The organism is Flavobacterium sp. NG2 (assembly GCF_034119845.1).
In the GTDB taxonomy this organism is placed as follows: domain Bacteria; phylum Bacteroidota; class Bacteroidia; order Flavobacteriales; family Flavobacteriaceae; genus Flavobacterium.
This window is the reverse complement of record NZ_CP139420.1, coordinates 2539674-2558690: the sequence shown is the minus strand read 5'-3', so window position 1 is coordinate 2558690 and position 19017 is coordinate 2539674. Positions and strand designations below refer to the sequence as shown.

The following is a 19017-nucleotide window of genomic DNA, read 5'->3' as shown; positions in this document are numbered from 1 at the left end:
TAAATCATTTTAAAACTTGCGGAATAATTGTATTTTTGCTCCGCATTAAAAAATAATAATCAGAAATGGGAAGAGCATTTGAATTTAGAAAAGGGCGTAAAATGAAACGTTGGTCAGCGATGGCTAAAGCATTTACAAGAATTGGGAAAGACATCGTAATGGCCGTTAAGGAAGGTGGTCCAAATCCTGATGCTAATTCGAGATTAAGAGCCGTAATCCAAAATGCTAAGGCAGCTAATATGCCGAAAGACAATGTGGAACGCGCCATCAAAAAAGCAACAGACAAAGACACTGCCAACTATAAAGAAGTATTATTCGAAGGTTACGCACCACACGGAATTGCACTTTTGATAGAAACTGCTACTGACAACAACAACAGAACAGTTGCGAATGTGAGAAGTTATTTTAACAAATGCAATGGTACAATGGGAACACAAGGTTCTGTTGAATTTATGTTTGACCACACTTGTAACTTCCGTATTCCAAAAGAAGGAATTGATGCTGAAGAATTAGAGTTAGAATTAATCGACTTTGGTGCCGAAGAAGTTTTTGAAGACGAAGACGGAATCTTGATTTACGCTCCTTTCAATAGTTTTGGAACTATCCAAAAAGAATTAGAAGCCAGAAATCTAGAAATTCTTTCTTCAGGTTTTGAGCGTATTCCTCAAATTACAAAAAAATTAACCGAAGCTGAAATGGCTGATGTTGAAAAACTAATCGAAAAATTAGAAGAAGATGATGATGTGATGAATGTTTATCACACTATGGAAGAAGCTTAACCACTTCACCTAAATACACATAAATTGTTTTTTGTTACATAACGATCTAATTCACGTATCGTTATTTCAAATTACAAGACAAATACTTAAAAAACTCTAGTTACGCTAGAGTTTTTTTTTGTCTAAAATCATCCATCAATCCATTTATTTGGCAAAGAAATTGCTTACTTATATTTAGAGAAATTTAATTTCATTTTACCCTCATAAACTTCTCTAAAAAAACTATTTTTGAAATTGATAAAAAACATCTGGACAATGACCCAAAACTTTTCAGCAGCGGTACTTTCTTTCTTTTTAACAGTACTTTTTTCAGCTACTCAAGCACAAGTAAATACTATGCATCCTAAAAACGAATTTAGAGCAGTATGGATAGCAACTGTTGTTAATATTGACTGGCCAAAAACTAGTCTTGATGGTGTTGCAAAACAAAAAGCCGATTTTATCGAAATACTAGATACTTACAAAAAACTGAATTACAATGCTGTTATTGTTCAAATACGTAGCGTAGGTGATGCTTTTTATCCATCAAAATTAGCGCCTTGGTCTCGTTATTTAACAGGTAAAGAAGGCAAAGCACCAGACCCTTATTACGATCCTCTTGAATGGATGATTAATGAAACTCATGCCCGTGGATTTGAATTTCACGCTTGGTTTAATCCTTTCAGAGCTACTTTTGACTTAAAAAAAGAAACCCTAAGTCCTAACCATGATATGATTAAACATCCCGAATGGATGATTAAATACGGTGAGAAATATTACTACAACCCTGGCTTACCTGAAGTACAAAATCATTTGGTTGCTGTAGTAGATGAAGTAGTTAAAAATTACGACATTGATGCTGTTCATTTTGACGACTATTTTTATCCTTATAAAATTGCAGGACAAGACTTTAATGACTCCGCTTCTTATAGAAAATATGGTAACGGCTTATCACTAGCAGATTGGAGACGCCAAAACGTGAACAACTATGTAAAATGCACAAACTACGCTATCAAAAAACTAAAACCTTGGGTACAATTTGGCATCAGTCCGTTTGGAGTTTGGAGAAACAAATCAGTTGACCCTCGAGGCTCTGACACCCAATCTGGTCAAACTAACTACGATGATTTATTTGCTGATCCAATGGCTTGGATGGAATACGGTTGGATTGATTATTTATTACCACAACTGTATTGGAGTATTGAGCACAAAACAGCTTCTTACTCAAAATTATTAAAATGGTGGTCTGAAAACACAAATGGTAATACCGCAATTTACATTGGAAACAGTACCTATAAAATCAATACCGACTCGGATAAAAAGTGGAACAATCCGATGGAAATTCCAAACCAAATCGATTTAAACAGAAGTTATCCTAACATACAAGGGAATGGTTTTTTTAGTGCCAAATGGTTTCTTAACAATAATAACAAAGCCGTAACTGATATCTTAATAAACAATCAATATAAATATCCTGCGTTACCAAATGTGGTTCCACAATCTAAAATGAAGGTCGAAGATTATCCTGAAGTTTGGGATATTAATATTGACAAAGAATCAGACAAAGGTACGATTACAATCAAATATCCAGAAAAAAGTAAAATACGATACCTACTTGTTTATGGTGCCAAAAACCAAAACGAAATCGATACAAACCATCCAAAATACATCGTTGATAAAATTCAATTGAAAGAAAAAAAGGCTGCTTTGACATTCGAAATTCCAAAATGTTATTTAGAGAAACACAATGCTTGTGCTATTTCATTTATTGATTACTACGGAAATGAAAGTGAAGCTACAGTGGTAAAAAAAGTAACAACTACCAAGACTCCAAAAACGAATTCTAAAATTCAAACCACTTTACACCATGAGTAATAAACACAATCCTTGGTACTGGATACCTGTTCTAAATTTCGCTTCTGGATTACCGTATGCTATTATAATATCTGTTTCGGTAATCATGTATAAAAACCTAGGTATCAGCAATGAAGATATCGGAATTTACACGAGTTTATTGTATTTACCATGGGTAATAAAACCACTCTGGAGTCCGTTTATTGATTTATATTCCACCAAACGAAAATGGTTTTTAGCCATGCAATTATTGATATCCATTGCCTTTTTGGTCGTTGGTTTTACAATCCCTCTGAATCAGTTTTTCATGATTAGTTTAGCGGTGTTTTGGGTGGCAGCATTTGCTTCGGCTTCGAATGATGTCGCCAGTGATGGTTTTTATTTATTGGCATTAAAAAAAGAGGAACAATCCTTTTTCCTTGGAATCAGAAGTACCTTTTACCGCCTTTCGATGTTAACCGGAAACGGATTGATTGTTATTATTGGAGGATACCTCGAACAAGAATATGGCGACAAACATAAGGCTTGGTCTTACACTATGATTATCGTGGGATTAATAATGACGCTATTAACGATTTACAATTATTTCACCACACCAAGAACCGAAGTAGCCAGCGAAAAAGAAACCACTTATTCCGATTCTAAGAAAAATTTCGCCTTAGTTTTTGCTAGTTTTTTCAAAAAGAAACAAATAGGATTAGTACTATCGTTTATTTTATTATTTCGTTTAGGTGAATCTCAATTATTAAAGATGTTGACACCTTTTTTAATTGACGATATTAACGTGGGAGGCCTTGGTATTACCACTCAAGATGTCGGTGTTATATATGGAACTTTTGGAATTTTAGCTCTTACTATTGGTGGAATTCTTGGTGGAATTGCCATCTCTAAAGACGGTCTTGGAAAATGGATGTTGCCAATGATTTTAACAATGCACTTACCTATTATTGGTTTTATTTTGCTAGCTCATTTTCATCCTGCATCTATCTATTACATCTATGCTACTGTGATTGCAGAGCAATTTGGTTACGGCTTTGGTTTTGCCGCTTTTATGATGTACTTAATTTATGTGGCTGAAGGCGAATCAAAAACATCACATTATGCCATCGCTACTGGATTTATGGCATTAGGAATGATGTTACCAGGAATGTTGAGTGGCTATATTCAAGATTATTTAGGATACGGTAATTTCTTTATCTGGGTGTTCTTAGCTACGATTCCAGGATTGATTTTGTCGCGATTTTTGATTTACCCTAAGGATTTCGGGAAGAAAATTGATTAAAAATCCTTAAACATATAAGTCATATAAGTTTTTAAACTTAACAAGAAAATAAAAAAGTGCAAATAAGAATTTAAAAATTTTTGAACTTTGCGAAAAACTTAGTGCTCTTTGCGGTTAATTAAAACTTACATGACTTATATGTTTAAATATAAATTTGTGCCCTTCGTGTTTAAATAAACGTTTTTATGACATTAGAACAAAAAATAGGACAATTCTTTTTTCCTGCGGTTTTCATCAATGATACCGAAGAAAACATTCAAGCTACCGAACGTTTGATTCGGGAGCATCATATAGGCGGATTGACTTTTTTTCATTCGCGCGCCAGTGCTGCCACGAATTATGAGAGCAAGAAAAAAGTCGAGTTCAATGACGATAGTTACAATCGCTTGAAAGAACTGATTGTTCGTTACCAAAAATGCGCTTCAACTCCCCTATTAATGAGTATTGATGCCGAATGGGGATTAGCCATGCGAGTGGAAAAAACACCACAATATCCGTATGCGATTACATTGGGAGCTTTGCCTGAATCCCAATCCAATTTGGTTTACGAATTAGGAAAACAAATCGGTTTAGACCTAAAAACCGCGGGGATTCATTATAATTTGGCTCCATTGGCTGATATTAATAACAACCCTGACAATCCCGTGATTGGGTATCGTTCCTTTGGTGAAAACAAAGAAAAAGTAGCGCGTTTTGCTGTGGAATATCTAGAAGGGATGAGTGATTCAGGCGTTTTAGGTTGTCTAAAACATTTCCCTGGTCACGGAAACACAAATGTCGATTCGCATTTAGGATTACCTATATTAGAGGAAAACTTAGAAGAATTATTAGCTAACGAATTATATCCTTTTATCGTTGGAATCGACAATCAAGTCGATTCGATTATGATTGGACATTTGGCTGTTCCCGCTTTAAATGAAGGTAAAAACACTTCAGCAACCTTATCCAAAAATATTATTGAAAAATTATTACGAGAGCAACTAAAATACGATGGTTTAGTTATTTCTGACGCGTTGAACATGCACAGTGTTTCCAAATTATACGATAAGAAAGGACAACTAGAGTGGGAAGCTTTCAATGCTGGAAATGACGTTTTATGCTTTGCCGAAAATGTTCCTGAAGGCATTCAAGAAATCCTTAAAAATGCGACATCAGAACGTATCGAAGCGAGCTACCAACGACTAATGCGTTGCAAAGAAAAAGTGGGTATCTTAAAAGGAAAAACACAACCTGAAGGTAAATTAAACTTTGTCACAACATCCAACTTAAACCGAAAAATAGCACAACAGAGCATTAGCACTATAAAAAACACTGACAATTATACAACCATTACAAAAAGTGCTAAAAAAAACCAATTTGCTGTAATTAGCCTTTACAAAGACAGAAGTTGTGTATTCTCAGAGACAGTTGCCAAAGAACTAAATACAGCTTCTTTTTTCCTCGAAAATGGTTCAGCAGATAACATCGTATCTTTAGAAAACCAAATAGAAAATTTAGACACGCTTGCAATCGCATTATTCGTTCCCAAAGCTAAACCTTACAACAATTTTGAAATCGAAGATTCGGTTTTAGCGCTGTTAGACCGTCTTTTTTCAACCAAAAAATGTATCTTGTATGTTTTTGGAAATCCGTATGCTTTACAAGTGATTCCTAATTTGGCTTCCGCTAAGGGTATCATTCAAGTTTATCAAGATTTCACCGAATTTCAAGAAATAGCTGCAAATCAGCTACTAAACAATACAAAAACAAAAGGCAGTTTACCTGTATCAATTCCAAGTTTACACAACCTATAAACCAACCTCAATGGAAACCAAAATTCATAGAAATAAGGAGTTATCAATAGGAGAAGCTTTAATCCCAATTCTCTTTTTGGTTATTTTATTAGGGTATAATGTATATGTTTTTGGCGACAATGCGTTGAGTGGTAGCAATCAATTTATATTACTTATTGGAGGAGCGATAGCGGCTATTGTTGGTTTTTTTAACAAAGTAAGCTTTCATAACATGATGGAAGAAGTGGCTAACAATATCAAATCTACCGTTCCCGCTATTCTAATTTTATTGATGGTGGGCGCCTTAGCAGGAACTTGGCTCGTGAGTGGTATTATCCCAACCATGATTTATTATGGACTACAAATTCTAAATCCTACTATATTTTTACCGGCTACCTTAATCATTTGTTCAATTATCTCTATTGCAACCGGAAGTTCATGGACAACTAGTGCTACTGTTGGTATTGCGCTTATTGGTGTGGGAGGCGCATTAGGATTTGATTTAGGCATAGTTGCTGGAGCTGTTATTTCTGGCGCTTATTTTGGAGACAAACTATCCCCTATGTCGGATACTACTAATTTGGCACCAGCAATGGCTGGAACAGATTTGTTCACCCACATTCGCTACATGACTTTGACAACAATCCCTACTTATGTAGTAACATTGATTATATTCACTATCCTAGGGCTAAATAGTGAAAGCAAAGGCGATGTCAATATTGGCTCCCTAATACAAGATATACAAAACACCTTTACCATTTCAGCATGGTTATTTTTGGTTCCTTTAGTAGTTATAGGACTTATCATCAAAAAAACAGAACCCTTAATAGCACTTTTGGCCGGAACCATACTGGCTGCAATTTTCGCCCTCATTTTTCAACCACATATCATCAATCAAATTGCAGGCGTGCAAAACATGAGTTTTGAATCTGCATACAAAGGGGTTATGAACGCCATCACAATAGAAGTCGTTATCCCAACACCTAACAAAACTTTGGCTGACCTATTCACTTCTGGCGGCATGCAAAAAATGCTAGGTACCATCTGGTTAATTATTTGCGCAATGGTTTTTGGCGGAATTATGGACGCTATTGGAGCCTTGGCTCGCATTAGCCAATCTTTATTAAAAATGGCACACAGCACTTTTGGTCTATTTGCCTCAACCGTTGGAAGTTGCCTTGCTATCAATATCACTGCCTCTGACCAGTATTTATCGATAGTAATCCCTGGTAAAATGTTTGCCAAGGCCTACGAAAAAAAGGGATTAGCTCCCGAAAATTTAAGTCGTACTCTTGAAGATGCGGGTACTGTAACTTCAGTCTTAATTCCTTGGAACACCTGTGGTGCCTATCAATCTAGTACTTTAGGAGTAAGTACACTTGATTATTTACCTTATGCTATTTTCAATATCTTAAGTCCAATAACCACCTTACTTTTTGCTGCATTCAATATCAAAATCAGGCAATTAATAGCGCAGAAAAATGATATCTAATTGTAGATTAACGATTTTTGACCCGTGCTAAAGCGAACTAGCGAAGCCATAATAAATCTGCAATAATTCACCTATCGATTATCTTTTGGGGCGTGCCATCAGGATACAAAGGGGCTTACAATACTGTAACTTTATAAAGCCCCTTTGCATCCTGCTGTCGTGCTATCCGTGCTACTTCGGTAGCTTACTCCTATCACTCACGCAACAATTGTTTTCATAACTTTTTCTCTTCAACAAAATATAAACCACTAATTTAAAAGAACTTACCCAGAAAAATTAATTAAAAATAGTCAAACACTATTGTAATATAAAATTTTATAATCGGAATTGATTGTTATCACAGTCTTATATCTCTTATTTTTGCCGCATAGAAATTTAATTATAAAATCATAACATTATGGCATTAGTAGGAAAAAAATTCCCAAGTATTGCAATCGACGCTATCTCAGAAATGGGAGACAATTTGAAAATCAACGTTTTTGAAGAAGCTACAAAAAACAACAAAAAAGTACTTTTGTTCTGGTACCCAAAAGATTTCACTTTTGTATGCCCAACAGAATTACACGCTTTTCAAGCTGCATTACCAGAATTTGACAAAAGAAACACAATCGTTATTGGTGCTTCTTGTGATTCTAACGAAGTACACTTTGCTTGGTTAAACACTCCAAAAAACAATGGTGGAATTGAAGGTGTAACCTATCCAATTTTAGCTGATACTACTCGTAATCTTTCTTCTGCATTAGGAATTTTAGATATCGAATCTTCTGAGTACAATGAAGAAACAGATTCTTTAATCATTGAAGGATCAAATGTAACGTTTAGAGCTACTTACCTTATTGACGAAACTGGAAAAATTTTCCACGAAAGTGTAAACGATATGCCATTAGGTCGTAACGTAAACGAATATTTACGTATGATTGATGCTTATGCTCATATCCAAGAAAAAGGAGAAGTTTGTCCTGCTAACTGGGAAGCTGGTAAAGAAGCAATGAGCGCTGATAGAATCAGTACTGCAGCTTACTTGAGCGCGAACTAAAATAAATTCCAAATTTTAAAAATTCCAAATTCCAATAGTAAAAATAGAAAATCCATTTTTTTTAAAATTCCAAATTACAATTTGGATAATGAAATAAAGATTTTAAAATTAAAATATTTTTTACTTGGAATTTGGAATTTAAAAAATTGGAATTTCTTAAATCCTAATTGAAATTTGGATTTGAAACTTATTCAATTCATCATTAAAAACAAACTTTTATGTTAATCGAATTAAACGAAGATACCTTGGCAAACTTAGTTGCCGAAAACAATAAAGTAGTGGTTCAATTTTCAGCTTCATGGTGTGGGAACTGCCGTATCATGAAACCTAAATTTAAAAAATTAGCAACCGAAAACGAAAACATCACTTTTGCACTTGTAGATGCTGAAAATTTCCCTGAATCTCGCAAACTAGCTAATGTAAGCAACTTGCCTACTTTTGCCACTTTTGTAGACGGAAAATTAGTAAACGAAACACAAACGAATAAACAAGAAGTACTAATTGAATTAGTTAACGAAATAGCTTAGTCGTTGAATTGTTTAATCGGTTAAACGGTTAAACAAATAACCAATTAAACAATTTAAAAAATGAAACTACCTGTAATAAAACATCTTACCCAATTTATCGAAGAAAACGATCAAGATTACATCATAGAAACGATTGAAGTACTAGAAGCAATGACTGAAATTCCTTCTTTAAAAGACGAAGAACTTGATGTTATAGGTGAGTTAATTTCGAATATGTATGGCGCCCTCGAAGTGAATAAATTAGTAAAAAGCGGAACTGACAAAAAAGAGGCCCTAAATACTTTCATGAAACGCGTTATGGGCTCAATAGACAAATAATAGACTCTGTTTTTACATTTTTACAAAGAAACGCATACTAAATTTAGGTGCGTTTTTTTTGTTTTAAAACTTAATTCTTAAATAAATTTCATACTTTTGAACCTCAATAAAAATAATACATATGGCTTCAATTACATTAAAAGGTAATGCAATAAACACGATCAGTGAATTACCAAAAGTTGGTTCTAAACTGGCTGATTTCAAATTAGTACAAGAGGACCTTTCGGTTGCTACTTTAGACTCTTTTGCAAATAAAAAATTAGTTTTAAACATATTCCCTAGTATTGACACAGGAACTTGCGCTACTTCAGTTAGAAAATTTAACGAAACTGCAGCCCAATTAAACGATACAGTAGTATTGTGTATTTCAAGAGATTTGCCTTTTGCTCAAAAACGTTTTTGTGGAGCTGAAGGAATTGCAAACGTAGTAAACCTTTCAGACTTCCAAGAAGGTAGTTTCGGAAAAACGAATGGATTAGAAATTGTTGATGGACCACTTAAAGGATTACATTCACGTGCAATTATAGTAGCTGATGCTGACGGAACTATTCTTCACACAGAACAAGTAGGCGAAATTGTTGACGAACCTAATTACGAAGCTGCTTTAGCGGTACTTTAATCAAACATTAATGGAGTTTCAAAAAGACAACACCTTCTTTACCGGAAGGCTTAAAAGCGTTACTTTTGCTGTCAAAGGTGCTATCAAATTAATCACAACCGAACACAGTGTTATGGTTCAATTTTCAACAGGAATTTTGTTGACAATTGCTGGTTTATATTTTGGTATTTCTGCTACAGAATGGCTTTTTCAAACTTTAGCCATTGGCTTAGTTTTGAGTATTGAAGGCTTGAATACTGCTGTTGAAAAAATTGCAGACTTCATCCATCCTGATTATCATGAAAGAATAGGTTTTATAAAAGACATTGCTGCAGGAGCAGTCTTTTTTGCTGCTATCACAGCAATCATTATCGGTTTAATCATATATGTGCCTTTATTTCTATAGGCTATAGTACATCAAGAATGGCAAAATCAAGAAAAGAAACTTTAGACAAGAAAAACAATTCAGAGACTAAAGAAACTAAATCATGGAAAATGACGAGACAGCACAAAATTGTTTTGGGCTGTCTTTTTGTATTATTTTCAATCGCTTTACTAGTTGCTTTTACCTCCTTTTTCATTTATGGTCAAGAAGACCAAAGCGCTATAACCGAACTAACGGACCGTTCCGAAACCGTTCGGAATTGGCTAGGGAAATTTGGAGCCTATCTTGCCGACTTAATCGTTTATCAAGGTTTTGGTTTGGCTTCTTTTCTATTTGTTAGACTATTTTTCCTAACTGGAACTTTTATGATTCTTGGACTTTCTGCCAAAAAACTAAAAGGAATTTGGTTTTGGGATTTATTTGTTCTTATCATACTTTCGGTTTTATTTAGCTTTTTTGCTACTTCATTACCAGAATTAGGTGGCGTTGTAGGCTATGAACTAAACTTACTTCTTCAAGATTATATTGGAAAAACAGGGACTTTATTAGTATTACTTTTTGGTGTGGTTATCTATGTAATTTTCAAACTCCAACTTTCACCACAAAAGATTCAATCCTTTTTTGAAAAATCAAAAAAAGAACTAAAAACGGATTTGGCCTCTATTAATAATACTAAAACTGATGCAAGCTATAATTTGGAAGAATTTGCAGTTCCTGAAGAGGAAATGACTTTACACACCAAAAAACCACAGTTTGAAATCAATAAAGAAGAATTAAAGCCTACGATACAAAATTCCTCTGAAATTAAATTAGATGCCGTTACCCCTCCTCCATTCGAGAAAATTGTAGCAGAACCTTCAACTCATTCAGAAGATTTTGTTATCGAAACTGCTCCCGAAGAAGATATCATCGAAGAAAATCTTGCATCAAGACTAGTTTCTGATTTTGGACTGTTTGACCCAACTTTGGATTTATCTAATTACAAATACCCAACTCTTGATTTATTAAAAGAATATTCTACTGGTGGAATTACCATTAATCAAGAAGAACTAGAAGAAAATAAAAACAAAATTGTAGATACCCTTCGCAATTACAAAATTGAAATTGCACAGATTAAAGCCACTGTTGGCCCCTCTGTTACCCTATATGAAATCGTACCCGAAGCTGGTATTCGTATTTCAAAAATTAAAAGCCTAGAAGATGATATTGCCCTATCACTTTCGGCATTAGGTATTCGTATCATCGCTCCTATTCCTGGAAAAGGAACTATTGGTATCGAAGTGCCAAACAAAAACCCAACCATGGTTTCAATGAAAAGCGTGATTGGTTCGGCTAAATTCCAAGAAGCCGAAATGGAATTACCTATCGCTCTTGGTAAAACCATTTCGAACGAAACTTTTGTCGTGGACTTAGCCAAAATGCCTCACTTATTAATGGCAGGAGCAACAGGACAAGGAAAATCGGTTGGTTTGAATGCTGTACTTACTTCTTTGTTATACAAAAAACATCCAGCTGAAGTCAAATTTGTTTTGGTTGACCCGAAAAAAGTTGAACTTACCCTTTTTAATAAAATTGAAAGACATTATTTGGCTATGCTTCCTGATTCGGAAGACGCCATTATCACTGATAATACCAAAGTAGTAAATACTTTAAATTCTCTTTGTGTAGAGATGGATAACCGTTATTCTTTATTGAAAGATGCAATGGTTCGAAATATCAAAGAATATAACGAGAAATTCAAATCGAGAAAATTAAATCCAGAAAACGGACATCGCTTTTTACCTTATATCATACTTGTAGTCGATGAGTTTGCCGATTTGATTATGACCGCTGGAAAAGAAGTAGAAATCCCAATAGCTCGTTTAGCTCAATTAGCACGTGCCATTGGAATTCACTTGATAATCGCTACTCAAAGACCATCCGTAAACGTAATTACAGGTTTGATTAAAGCCAATTTCCCTGCTCGTATTGCTTTTAGAGTAACTTCTAAAATTGATTCAAGAACAATTCTTGACGCACAAGGAGCTGACCAATTGATTGGTCGTGGGGATTTATTATACACCAACGGTAACGATGTGGTACGTGTACAATGTGCTTTTATTGATACACCGGAGGTAGAAAAAATCACTGATTTCATTGGTTCACAAAAAGCATATGCTACCGCTTATTTACTTCCTGAGTTTATTGGAGAAGAAACTGGCATTAATCTTGATATGGATATATCCGAAAGAGATACTCTGTTTCGAGAAGCAGCCGAAGTTATTGTAAGCGCACAACAAGGCTCTGCATCCTTATTACAGAGAAAATTAAAACTGGGGTATAACCGAGCAGGTCGCTTGATTGACCAACTTGAAGCCGCTGGAATTGTTGGCCCTTTTGAGGGGAGTAAAGCACGTTCAGTGAATATCCAAGATTTAACTTCTCTGGAGCACTTTTTAAACAATGAAAAAAACAGTTAACATCATGCAACTTAACATTCAAAAAAGCAACGGGAATTTCGCTACTATTATGACAAAAAAAATTATTCCAATTTTGTTTGTCGTTTTTAGCTGCATTTCTTTACAAGCACAAGACAAAAAAGCGAAAGCACTTTTAGACCAAGTTACCGCCAAAGTAAAAAGCTATAACACTATTGCTATCGATTTCAAATATTGCTTAAATAACGCCAAAGAAAACATCAATCAAGATAGCAAAGGAAACGTTACCATGAAAGGCAATCAATATGTTTTGAATTTCATGGGAATCACAAAAATATTTGACGGAAAAAAGACCTACACTATTGTACCTGAAGACGAAGAAGTAACCATTTCAAGCTTCAATGAAAAAGACGACAATGCGATTACACCATCAAAGATGTTAACCTTTTTTAATAGTGGTTACCGTTATTCAATGGATATCATACAAGACGTTAGAGGGAGAAAAATTCAATACATCAAACTGGTACCTACAAATACCAAAGACCAAAGAAAAGAAATTCTATTAGGAATTGATGTGCAAACGAAACACATCTATAATTTAATTGAAATAGGTAAAAAAGGAACAAAAACCACTTTAACGGTTAATTCTTTTAAAACCAACCAACCTTTATCAAAAAATCATTTTACCTTTGCACAAAGTAAATATCCAAATTACTACATCAATAAATTAGACTAAACAAGGTAAGTGAAAATACTTGACAAATACTTATTAAAAACATTCCTGATTACATTTGCTACGGTATTTGTAATCTTGTTTTTCATATTCATACTGCAAACCATTTGGTTATTTATTGCTGAATTAGCGGGTAAAGACCTAGACATAGCAATGATTATAAAGTTTTTGATGTTTTCAATGCCTAGAATTGTTCCTCTAGTACTACCTTTATCAATATTGCTAGCATCAATCATGACTTTTGGGAATTTAGCCGAAAATTATGAGTTTGCCGCCATGAAATCGTCGGGTATCTCATTACAACGAGCGCTACGACCACTTACTATATTTATCTGCTTACTCAGTATTGTTGCTTTTTTATTTGCAAACAATGTCATTCCTTATGCGGAATATAAATTTATCAATTTTCGAAAAAATATAGCTCAAGTAAAGCCTGCCATGGCAATCACCGAAGGTCAGTTTAGCGATGTAGGTATTTACAATATTAAAGTCAACAAAAAATCTGGAGAAAACGGAAATAGCTTAACCGGTATTACCATTCACAAAAAGTCCTCAATGGGTGACGGAAGTAAAATAGTCATTAAAGCAAAAGACGGTGAATTAATAAGTAATGAACAATCTAGTATTTTAAAACTTGTTTTAAATGACGGAAACTATTATGAAGATGTTATTCCCAAAAGGTACGAAGACAGACTAAAACTACCTTTTGCTAAAAGTTCATTTAAAAAATACACCATTAACATCGATTTATCACAACTCAACAAAGCCGATGCTAATGAGCAAAACGTTTCCAACACCAATACCATGCTCACTGTAAATGAACTAAACTATACTTTGGATTCTTTACAAAAAAACATGAAAACTGAAGTTGTTTCTTTTACAGAAAATATTAATCTTCAAACAGGGATTACAAATCTTATGAATTCAAAAAATAATATCAATCCCCCTGTAAAAGACAGTATAAAAAAATTAAAGGAAATACCTAAAGACATATTATCTCTATTTAAAAATAGTGAAAAAATGAATATTCTAACTACTGCTAGCAGCAATCTAGTTAGCATTGGGTATAATATAGACGCTTCAAAAGCAAATTTAGAAAACAAACAAAAAAGTATTAACAATCACTTTTTAGCCTATTACGATAAATTTGTAATTGCTTTTGCTTGTTTTCTAATGTTTTTTATAGGTGCTCCTTTGGGTGCTATTATTAGAAAAGGTGGTCTCGGACTTCCTATTGTTTTTGCGATTTTAATTTTCATCTCTTTTCACTTTATCAATACCTTTGGAAAAAGAATATCTCAAGAAGATGGCTTGTCCCCTTTTTTAGGAGCTTGGATGTCATCATTTATACTCGCTCCTCTTGCCATATTTTTAACCTACAGAGCAACCAATGACATTGGATTAATCAATATAGACGTGATTACAGCTCCTATTCAAAATATATTTAAAAAATTCTTTCAAAAACAAAAATAAACACCAAACATGGTTTCAAATAAAATACAACTTAATACTATTGAAGAAGCAATTGAAGACATACGACAAGGTAAAGTTATCATTGTTGTTGATGATGAAGATAGAGAAAATGAAGGTGATTTTCTAGCTGCTGCTGAAAAAGTAACACCCGAAATGATCAATTTTATGGCTACTCATGGCCGCGGGTTAATTTGTACTCCTTTAACCGAAAGCCGCTGTAAGGAACTAGGTTTACATGTTATGGTTAACAACAACACAGACCATATGGAAACAGCTTTCACTGTTTCTGTAGATTTAAAAGGAAATGGAGTAACCACAGGTATATCAGCATCCGACAGAGCTAAAACTACATTAGCTCTAGTTGATCAAAATACAAAACCGCATGATTTAGCACGACCAGGACATATTTTTCCTTTAGTAGCTAAGCAAGGAGGAGTTTTAAGACGAACAGGTCATACGGAAGCTGCAATTGACTTCGCTAGATTAGCAGGTTTTAAATCGGCGGGGGTAATATGTGAAATCTTAAATGAAGATGGAACTATGGCAAGGCTTCCTCAATTGGTCAAAGTTGCAAAAAAATTCGATTTAAAATTAGTATCTATCGAAGATTTAGTAGCCTATAGAATGCAACACGATAGCCTTATTATCAAGAAAGAAGATTTTGACATCCATACGCGTTTTGGAACTTTCCGATTAAGAGCCTATCAACAAACTACTAACAAACAAATTCATATTGCTTTAACCAAAGGAACTTGGAATTTGGGTGATCCTATATTGACTAGAATTCATTCTTCACAAGTAAACAATGATCTATTGGGCACTTTGACAAATAATGTAGACCAGCAGTTAGATGATATGTTCAAGGTAATTAACGACCACGGAAAAGGTGCATTTATATTCATCAATCAAGACATGCAAGCCGTAAATTTATTAAGTCGACTTACTGAGTTAAAAACATTACAAGAGTCAGGTGAAATGAAAGCTCCTAAAATTGTTATCGATAGTAAAGATTTTGGTATTGGTGCACAAATACTTCATGACATTGATATTTCAAAAATACGTTTGGTTTCCAATTCCGTTCAAGGAAAACGAGTTGGAATGATTGGATATGGACTTGAAATTACTGAATACGTAAACTATTAAACTTTATTTTTAAAATTTTATTTTTCATAAATCATAGAAAATGAAACAATTAAAAAATAAAAACTAAAAAATCCTATTTTTTTATTGAATTAGGCTTTAAAAACCAAAAAAGCAACTTATATTTGCACTCGCAATCAGAAATGATAGTGACATACTGGAGAAATGGCAGAGCGGTCGAATGCGGCAGTCTTGAAAACTGTTGACTGTAACAGGTCCGGGGGTTCGAATCCCTCTTTCTCCGCCAGCTGAAAAGCAAATGGTTACAAAACCCACTAAATTCAACGATTTAGTGGGTTTTTTCGTTTCTAGGATAATCAAATTATTCAATTAATCTCAAAGTTTTGGTGTCTTTCGAGGTGTCACTAAATTATAATAATTTAAGTGACACCTCTCACAGAAAATCACCAGTACAGTAAGGTGTTCAACAACATATTCATAATATGTACATCTTGACTGTAATTATTAGAAAATTTAAATTTCATAATAACTAAAAGGTTACCACTTATGAACACAACTGTCTCAATTCTCTTTTACATAAAGAGATCAAAAACCAACAATGAAGGCGTATGCCCTATTTACACAAGAGTAACAATTCAAGCCAAAAGATTTGAGTTTAGTACAAGCAAGTATATAAAACCTGATAGATGGTCAGGAGAAGGCTCTAAAGTCAAGGGTACAAATGAAGAAGCAAGAACAATAAATAGCCATCTCGACTATTTGAAAAATCAAGTATTAGAAGCCGAAAAACGACTATTCAAAAAAGACATTCAAATTACGTCTGAAAATTTGAAGAATGAATTGTTTGGAGCAGGTGAAACCAAGCGAATGCTAATCCCCATCTTCCAAGACCATAACAACAAGATTAAAGAATTGGTTGGCAAAGAATACGCCCCAGGAACTTTAGAACGTTACAACACTTCTTTGAAACATACCAAAGAGTTCTTGCAATGGAAATACCAAATCTCAGATATAGACATTACAAAGATTGATCATGCTTTTATAACCGATTATGAATTCTGGCTAAGAAGCGTTCGGAACTGTGCTAACAATACCGCAGTAAAATACATCAAGAACTTCAATAAAATAATCAAACTTTGTCTGGCCAATGACTGGCTAGAGAAAAATCCATTTGCCAATTATAAGTCTAAAGTAAAAGAAGTCGAGCGTGTTTATTTATCTGAAGATGAAATTCAAAGTATCATTAATAAAGATTTCAAAACAGAAAGATTGTCATTAGTACGCGATATCTTCCTTTTCAGCTGCTTTACTGGTTTGGCATACATCGATGTCAAAAACTTAACTAAGTCACATATAAGTTTAGGCATTGATGGTGAGAAATGGATATTTACACATAGACAAAAAACGGAAAGTGCTTCTAAAATCCCAATCCTTCCGGTAACACAAATGATAATTGATAAATACGAAAACCATCCACAAAACAATAATCAAGAGAAACTACTTCCCATTTTGAGTAATCAGAAAATGAATGCCTATTTAAAAGAAATAGCAGCTATTTGTGAGATAGAAAAAGAGTTAACCTTCCACATTGCCCGACATACTTTTGCTACGACTGTAACCCTTACAAACGGAGTCCCAATAGAAAGTGTAAGCAAAATGCTTGGTCATAAAAATTTGAGAACCACGCAGCATTATGCGAAAGTTTTGGATAGGAAAGTTAGTGAGGATATGAAAATACTAAAAGAAAAACACTCATCATTAGTAAATTTAAAAATAGCTAAATAAGTTAATAAATTATATCATTTTGAATTTAAAAGATTATTTTTGAATTTAAAAAACTATTATTTGGTATGCTTTATCTTACTGGTGTTGTTATTACTTTTTTTCTAGCATTTATTTTACTGAGTAAAAGTCACAAAACTATCGCTGACAAAATTTTATTTTTTTGGTTGATAAGTATTGGACTACACCTTTTGTTATTTTACATCTTTTTCAGCGGAAAATATATCATATACCCTTATACATTAGGACTGAGTATTCCACTGCCTCTAATACACGGTCCTTTTTTATTTTTATATACTGCAGCAGTAACGAATCAATCTAAAAATTGGAAAATCAATTCATTGCACTTTTTACCCGTAATTCTATGTTATTTTTCAATAAGCAACTTTTTACTACTACCTAATGAATCAAAAATTTTAATTTATAAAAATGAAGGTGCGGGATATGAAACGCTACAAAATATAACATTATTTGCCATTTTATGCTCTGGAATAGTTTATGTCATTTGGTCATTAACATTACTTAAAAAACATAAAAAAAATATATTAAATCAATTTTCATATATGGAAAAAATAAATTTAGTCTGGCTACGGTATCTCATATATGGAATTGCTTTAATTTGGCTTTTTGTTGTTATAGGTAATGATGAATTACTATTTTCAGTTGTAGTATTATTTGTTGTTTTCATTGGATATTTTGGAATTAATCAAGTTGGATTATTTAGTAAGATAGAGCCTGTTAGCCAACCAAAAATTAATTATATTGATAAAAAAAGTGTATTTATCGAAAATGAAGATAAATTTAATATTATAGAAGATAAAACTTCAAAATACGTAAAATCGGGACTGAATGAAGAAACGGCTAAAAAAATACATCATTTACTTACCCTAGAAATTGAAAATAATAAGCTATTTACTAATTCGGAATTAACTCTAGTAGAGTTATCTGAAATTCTAAATGTACATCCTAATCATTTGTCCCAAGTGATAAATACTTTTGAAGTAAAAAACTTTTATGATTACATAAATTCTAAAAGAATTGAACATTTTATTTCCCTATTAGACAACACTGATAACCAGAAATATACAATTATTTCACTCGCTTATGAATGTGGATTTAATTCAAAATCTTCTTTTAATAAATATTTTAAAAAGGTTACAAACCAAACCCCTACTGAATATATGAAAGCAATAACATAAAATTTATTTGTAAAATTCAACCTTTTATTAAAAGATACAGTACAAAAAAAGTATGCAGAATTGATAAATTAATTTCGTAAGAAATATTATATTCGTATAAAACTATACAGTCACGAAGTTCGCAATTTCTGTAAGGTAGCAAGTCTAATAAACGACTGTAACATCTTAAAAACAATGCAAAACATACTATTTGACTTTATATCAAAATACATTTCGCTGACCGAAGATGAGAAGAGCGCAATACGGACTGCCGTGGTGTATTGTTACTGAAACAGACACATAATTACCAG

Annotated in this window: 16 protein-coding genes and 1 tRNA gene; all 17 read left to right on the top strand. The window is 33.4% G+C overall.

Annotated features, from left to right (window positions below; genetic code table 11):
- Positions 1-65 precede the first annotated feature (65 nt).
- The gene (locus SLW70_RS10600; RefSeq protein ID WP_320888342.1) at positions 66-779 is read left to right on the top strand and encodes a YebC/PmpR family DNA-binding transcriptional regulator; all 714 of its coding nucleotides are present in this window, start codon (positions 66-68) and stop codon (positions 777-779) included.
- Positions 780-1034: 255 nt separating this feature from the next.
- Positions 1035-2633, top strand: a complete 1599-nt coding sequence (locus SLW70_RS10595; protein WP_320888341.1) for a glycoside hydrolase family 10 protein — start codon at positions 1035-1037, stop codon at positions 2631-2633.
- Positions 2626-3894, top strand: coding sequence for an MFS transporter (locus SLW70_RS10590; protein ID WP_320888339.1), 1269 nt, complete (start codon positions 2626-2628; stop codon positions 3892-3894). Before SLW70_RS10595 ends, SLW70_RS10590 begins: the two co-directional genes overlap by 8 nt.
- A gap of 185 nt (positions 3895-4079) precedes the next feature.
- Entirely contained in the window at positions 4080-5687 is a 1608-nt protein-coding gene (locus SLW70_RS10585; RefSeq protein WP_320888338.1) for a glycoside hydrolase family 3 protein, read from the top strand.
- 10 nt (positions 5688-5697) lie between these two features.
- The gene (gene nhaC, locus SLW70_RS10580) at positions 5698-7158 is read left to right on the top strand and encodes a Na+/H+ antiporter NhaC (protein WP_320888336.1); all 1461 of its coding nucleotides are present in this window, start codon (positions 5698-5700) and stop codon (positions 7156-7158) included.
- 397 nt (positions 7159-7555) lie between these two features.
- Positions 7556-8194 (top strand): peroxiredoxin, encoded by a 639-nt coding sequence (locus tag SLW70_RS10575; RefSeq protein ID WP_320888335.1) that lies wholly within the window; start codon positions 7556-7558, stop codon positions 8192-8194.
- 218 nt (positions 8195-8412) lie between these two features.
- Positions 8413-8721, top strand: coding sequence for a thioredoxin family protein (locus SLW70_RS10570; RefSeq protein WP_320888334.1), 309 nt, complete (start codon positions 8413-8415; stop codon positions 8719-8721).
- Positions 8722-8781: 60 nt separating this feature from the next.
- Positions 8782-9039, top strand: coding sequence for a DUF6952 family protein (locus SLW70_RS10565; RefSeq protein WP_320888333.1), 258 nt, complete (start codon positions 8782-8784; stop codon positions 9037-9039).
- A gap of 121 nt (positions 9040-9160) precedes the next feature.
- Positions 9161-9658 carry a thiol peroxidase gene (gene tpx, locus SLW70_RS10560; protein ID WP_320888332.1) on the top strand — a complete coding sequence of 166 codons (498 nt, stop codon included), beginning with the start codon at positions 9161-9163 and terminating at the stop codon, positions 9656-9658.
- Between the two features lie 10 nt (positions 9659-9668).
- Positions 9669-10043: a diacylglycerol kinase family protein gene (locus SLW70_RS10555; protein WP_320888330.1), complete on the top strand. Its 375-nt coding sequence runs from the start codon at positions 9669-9671 to the stop codon at positions 10041-10043.
- Positions 10044-10060: 17 nt separating this feature from the next.
- A complete protein-coding gene (locus tag SLW70_RS10550; protein WP_320888329.1) occupies positions 10061-12481 on the top strand; it encodes a DNA translocase FtsK in 2421 nt (806 codons plus the stop codon).
- 4 nt (positions 12482-12485) lie between these two features.
- A complete protein-coding gene (locus tag SLW70_RS10545; RefSeq protein ID WP_414458254.1) occupies positions 12486-13175 on the top strand; it encodes a LolA family protein in 690 nt (229 codons plus the stop codon).
- A gap of 9 nt (positions 13176-13184) precedes the next feature.
- On the top strand, positions 13185-14645 hold the full coding sequence (locus SLW70_RS10540; RefSeq protein ID WP_320888326.1) for an LptF/LptG family permease: 1461 nt from the start codon (positions 13185-13187) through the stop codon (positions 14643-14645).
- 9 nt (positions 14646-14654) lie between these two features.
- Positions 14655-15788 carry a 3,4-dihydroxy-2-butanone-4-phosphate synthase gene (gene ribB, locus SLW70_RS10535; protein ID WP_320888324.1) on the top strand — a complete coding sequence of 378 codons (1134 nt, stop codon included), beginning with the start codon at positions 14655-14657 and terminating at the stop codon, positions 15786-15788.
- Between the two features lie 156 nt (positions 15789-15944).
- A tRNA-Ser gene (locus tag SLW70_RS10530) sits at positions 15945-16032 on the top strand.
- Positions 16033-16292: 260 nt separating this feature from the next.
- On the top strand, positions 16293-17531 hold the full coding sequence (locus tag SLW70_RS10525; protein ID WP_320888323.1) for a site-specific integrase: 1239 nt from the start codon (positions 16293-16295) through the stop codon (positions 17529-17531).
- Positions 17532-17596: 65 nt separating this feature from the next.
- A complete protein-coding gene (locus tag SLW70_RS10520) occupies positions 17597-18727 on the top strand; it encodes a helix-turn-helix domain-containing protein (RefSeq protein ID WP_320888322.1) in 1131 nt (376 codons plus the stop codon).
- The last annotated feature ends 290 nt before the right edge of the window (positions 18728-19017 follow it).

Excerpts from the sequence above, each read along its gene's own strand:
- SLW70_RS10600 (WP_320888342.1), top strand. The coding sequence starts at position 66 with ATGGGAAGAGCATTTGAATTTAGAAAAGGGCGTAAAATGAAACGTTGG.
- SLW70_RS10595 (WP_320888341.1), top strand. The coding sequence starts at position 1,035 with ATGACCCAAAACTTTTCAGCAGCGGTACTTTCTTTCTTTTTAACAGTA.
- SLW70_RS10590 (WP_320888339.1), top strand. The coding sequence starts at position 2,626 with ATGAGTAATAAACACAATCCTTGGTACTGGATACCTGTTCTAAATTTC.
- SLW70_RS10585 (WP_320888338.1), top strand. The coding sequence starts at position 4,080 with ATGACATTAGAACAAAAAATAGGACAATTCTTTTTTCCTGCGGTTTTC.
- nhaC (WP_320888336.1), top strand. The coding sequence starts at position 5,698 with ATGGAAACCAAAATTCATAGAAATAAGGAGTTATCAATAGGAGAAGCT.
- SLW70_RS10575 (WP_320888335.1), top strand. The coding sequence starts at position 7,556 with ATGGCATTAGTAGGAAAAAAATTCCCAAGTATTGCAATCGACGCTATC.
- SLW70_RS10570 (WP_320888334.1), top strand. The coding sequence starts at position 8,413 with ATGTTAATCGAATTAAACGAAGATACCTTGGCAAACTTAGTTGCCGAA.
- SLW70_RS10565 (WP_320888333.1), top strand. The coding sequence starts at position 8,782 with ATGAAACTACCTGTAATAAAACATCTTACCCAATTTATCGAAGAAAAC.
- tpx (WP_320888332.1), top strand. The coding sequence starts at position 9,161 with ATGGCTTCAATTACATTAAAAGGTAATGCAATAAACACGATCAGTGAA.
- SLW70_RS10555 (WP_320888330.1), top strand. The coding sequence starts at position 9,669 with ATGGAGTTTCAAAAAGACAACACCTTCTTTACCGGAAGGCTTAAAAGC.
- SLW70_RS10550 (WP_320888329.1), top strand. The coding sequence starts at position 10,061 with ATGGCAAAATCAAGAAAAGAAACTTTAGACAAGAAAAACAATTCAGAG.
- SLW70_RS10545 (WP_414458254.1), top strand. The coding sequence starts at position 12,486 with ATGCAACTTAACATTCAAAAAAGCAACGGGAATTTCGCTACTATTATG.
- ribB (WP_320888324.1), top strand. The coding sequence starts at position 14,655 with ATGGTTTCAAATAAAATACAACTTAATACTATTGAAGAAGCAATTGAA.
- SLW70_RS10525 (WP_320888323.1), top strand. The coding sequence starts at position 16,293 with ATGAACACAACTGTCTCAATTCTCTTTTACATAAAGAGATCAAAAACC.
- SLW70_RS10520 (WP_320888322.1), top strand. The coding sequence starts at position 17,597 with ATGCTTTATCTTACTGGTGTTGTTATTACTTTTTTTCTAGCATTTATT.